Origin of the sequence: Clostridium sp. K13, from assembly GCF_019734195.1 — a bacterium.
In the GTDB taxonomy this organism is placed as follows: Bacteria; Bacillota; Clostridia; order Clostridiales; family Clostridiaceae; genus Clostridium.
In genome coordinates this window covers 1-3,000 of the sequence record NZ_JAASHM010000077.1, presented here as the reverse complement: position 1 = coordinate 3,000, position 3,000 = coordinate 1, and the positions used below count along the sequence as shown (strand labels likewise).

Below are 3,000 nucleotides of genomic sequence, written 5' to 3'. Positions count from 1 at the left end.
GTACTGCACGGGTGACTGTGTGGGAGAGTAGAACGTTGCCAGGTAAGTACTTAGTTTAAAGCTAAGTACTTTTTTTTGTTTAAAATTATAAAATAGTAGAATATTAACAGTGTCAGGTAAGTAGAGACTTAGTTAAAACTAGGTCTTTTTTTATAAAACTAGTATATATAAATACTTAATTTATATTAGATATATTTTTATTTAAATAAAAGGTATATATTATTAAAATAATTACTAAAATAACAAAAATAAAAATATATAGAAATAAATGGGATATTATGATAGTATTTAATACGAGGTGATTTTAATGAGGAAGATATTAAATTTTATTTTAGTAATAATATCTCTAATGGTAATGGTTGCTTGTAGTAAAGTAAATGATGTTAAAGTAAATGAAGAAATAAATGCTACATTAATTTCTCCTGATGGATTACCATCAATAGCTATAAGTAAATTAATATCTGACAATAATAAAATTGATAATATTACTTTAAATTGTTCAATTCAAAAAACTACAGATTTGCTTTTATCTGAATTAATGAAAGGTGAAGCTGATTTAGCTATAGTTCCATCAAATTTAGCATTACAAGCATATAAAAAAGAATTAGGATATAAGGTTGTGGGAACTATAGGTTGGGGATCGTTATATTTAGTATCTACAGAAGATATATCAGATTTATCAGAACTAGAGGGTTGTGAGATATATAATACAGGAAAAGGGCTTACTCCAGATATTGTATTTAAAAATATACTATCAAACAATAATATTAATGAAGAGAATATAGAATTTTCTTATGTTGGAGCTGCATCAGAACTTGCACCGTTACTTATTAGTAAACAAGCTAAATATGCAGTAGTTCCAGAACCAGTGTTATCAACGGTAATAGCTAAAAATAGTAATTTAAAAATAGTTTTAAACCTAAATAATGAATGGGCAAAAGTTAATAATGTTGAAAAAGGATATCCACAGTCAACATTATTAATTAAAGAAGATTTTTATAATAAAATAAAAGATACAAGTTTATATGATAAATTAATTGAAGTAATTGATGAAAGTGAGAAATGGGTTATAAATAATCCACAGTTAGCTGCTGAAAAGTGTGAAGAATTAGGGATAACTGTGAATAAGAATGTTATTAACGAATCTATAAAAAATAGTAATTTAAAATTTACTAAAATTGAAGATTCAAAATCAGAGTATGAAACTTATTTTTCAATTATAGATATAGAAAACAAAGGAGAAAATAAGGAGTATGACTCAATATTCATTAAAGAATAGAAAATATTTAACAATATCGATTTTTATATTTATATCAATTTGGCAAATAGTAGCTACTGTTGTGGGCAATAAGTTACTTTTGCCTTCTTTTTTTAATGTTTTATATGATATTTATACAATAATAATAAGTGATACTTTTATAAATATAATATTAAGCAGTATTTTTAGATGTATAGAAAGTTTTATAATCTCACTTTTAATATCAATAATACTTTCTGTTGCTAGTTATTTTAGTAAATTCATATATAATTTTCTATATCCAATAATAGTTTTTTTAAAATCCATACCTACTATGGCGTTTATAGTATTAATACTAATTTGGACATCAAAGGATTCTGCTCCAGTTATAATAGGTGTAGTGATTTCATTTCCTATATTTTATGATGTTATTTTAAATTCTTTGTTAGATATAGATAAAAATTTATTACAAGTATGTACAGTATATAGAATATCAACTATAGATAAAATACTTATAATTATAATACCTATGATATTAATAGAGATTAAAAAAGTAATTAATTCAACTTTATCTTTAATATTTAAAGTTGTAATTTCAGGAGAAGTATATGCGCAACCCACTTATGGAATTGGATCAATAATTCAGTTTGAAAAAATGCAGTTAAACACATCAATAGTTATTGCATGGATGATTATAATAACGTTTATAGTATGTTTTTTTGATTTTATTATTGATAAAACATTTAATAAAAAAGGAGGATAGGTTCTGCTTCTTTATTATGAAAATATAAGATTAATATATATAAGTTTAAATAAATAGAGCTTCATAATATAGATCAGTTTATATATGATAATAGATAATATAAATTATAAATATGATAGGGAAATTATATACGAGAACTTTAACATAAAATTTGAAGATAATAAAATAAATTGCATTGTAGGAAAATCAGGATGTGGAAAAACAACATTATTAAATTATATTTCAGACAGGTTAATAAAAGAAAATAGAAAGATATCATATGTATTTCAAAATGACTCGCTAATACCATGGAAAAATGTATATATGAATTTAAAAATAGTAGCTAAACAGTATTTTAAGAAAGACGTTTTAGAAAAAGAAATTAATGATATTTTAGAATCGGTTGGGTTAATTAATTTTAAATTTTACTATCCAAACCAATTAAGTGGGGGAATGAAGCAAAGAGTAAATTTAGCTAGAGCATTAATTGGAGATCCAGAGATTATATTAATGGATGAGCCGTTTAAATCATTAGATATTAAATGCAAGAGTGATATGATTGATATAGTAAAAAATTTAAGTTTAAAAAAGAGAATAACTATTATTTTAGTTACACATGATAAAGAAGAAATATTGAAATTATCAGATTTAGTATTTTTATTAGGAGAAAGGCCAGTAAAAGTATTATATAAGTGTAAGAATGAAGAAATTAAAAATATAATAGAAAAAATTATATAAAAATGTATTGACGAAGCTATTTAATAATGATATTATAAAACACGTCGCTGATGACAAAGTATCAAGATAACTTAAAAAATAAGTTGTTGACAAGAAACTTTTGAAGTGATAAGATAATCATTGTCGATTACGAAATAAGTTAAAACTTTTAAAAAGTTGTTGACAGACAGAGTAATAGATGATAAGATAAATAAGTCGCTTCGGTACGACAGAGTAAATGGTCTTTGAAAATTGAACAGAATATAGTTAAAGTAAACCAGCAATTCTTTTGAGAGTCTTAAAA

At 23.5% G+C, this 3,000-nt stretch carries 3 protein-coding genes; all 3 read left to right on the top strand.

The genetic code is table 11. The features are described from left to right. Positions 1-307: 307 nt before the first annotated feature. The 3 genes from HCG76_RS18780 to HCG76_RS18770 all read left to right on the top strand — a co-directional run bounded on the left by HCG76_RS18780 (position 308) and on the right by HCG76_RS18770 (position 2,717). Positions 308-1,279: an ABC transporter substrate-binding protein gene (locus HCG76_RS18780; protein ID WP_221701788.1), complete on the top strand. Its 972-nt coding sequence runs from the start codon at positions 308-310 to the stop codon at positions 1,277-1,279. Continuing rightward, positions 1,254-2,000 (top strand): ABC transporter permease, encoded by a 747-nt coding sequence (locus HCG76_RS18775; protein ID WP_221701787.1) that lies wholly within the window; start codon positions 1,254-1,256, stop codon positions 1,998-2,000. Before HCG76_RS18780 ends, HCG76_RS18775 begins: the two co-directional genes overlap by 26 nt. A gap of 84 nt (positions 2,001-2,084) precedes the next feature. Beyond that, positions 2,085-2,717, top strand: coding sequence for an ATP-binding cassette domain-containing protein (locus HCG76_RS18770; protein WP_221701786.1), 633 nt, complete (start codon positions 2,085-2,087; stop codon positions 2,715-2,717). The last annotated feature ends 283 nt before the right edge of the window (positions 2,718-3,000 follow it).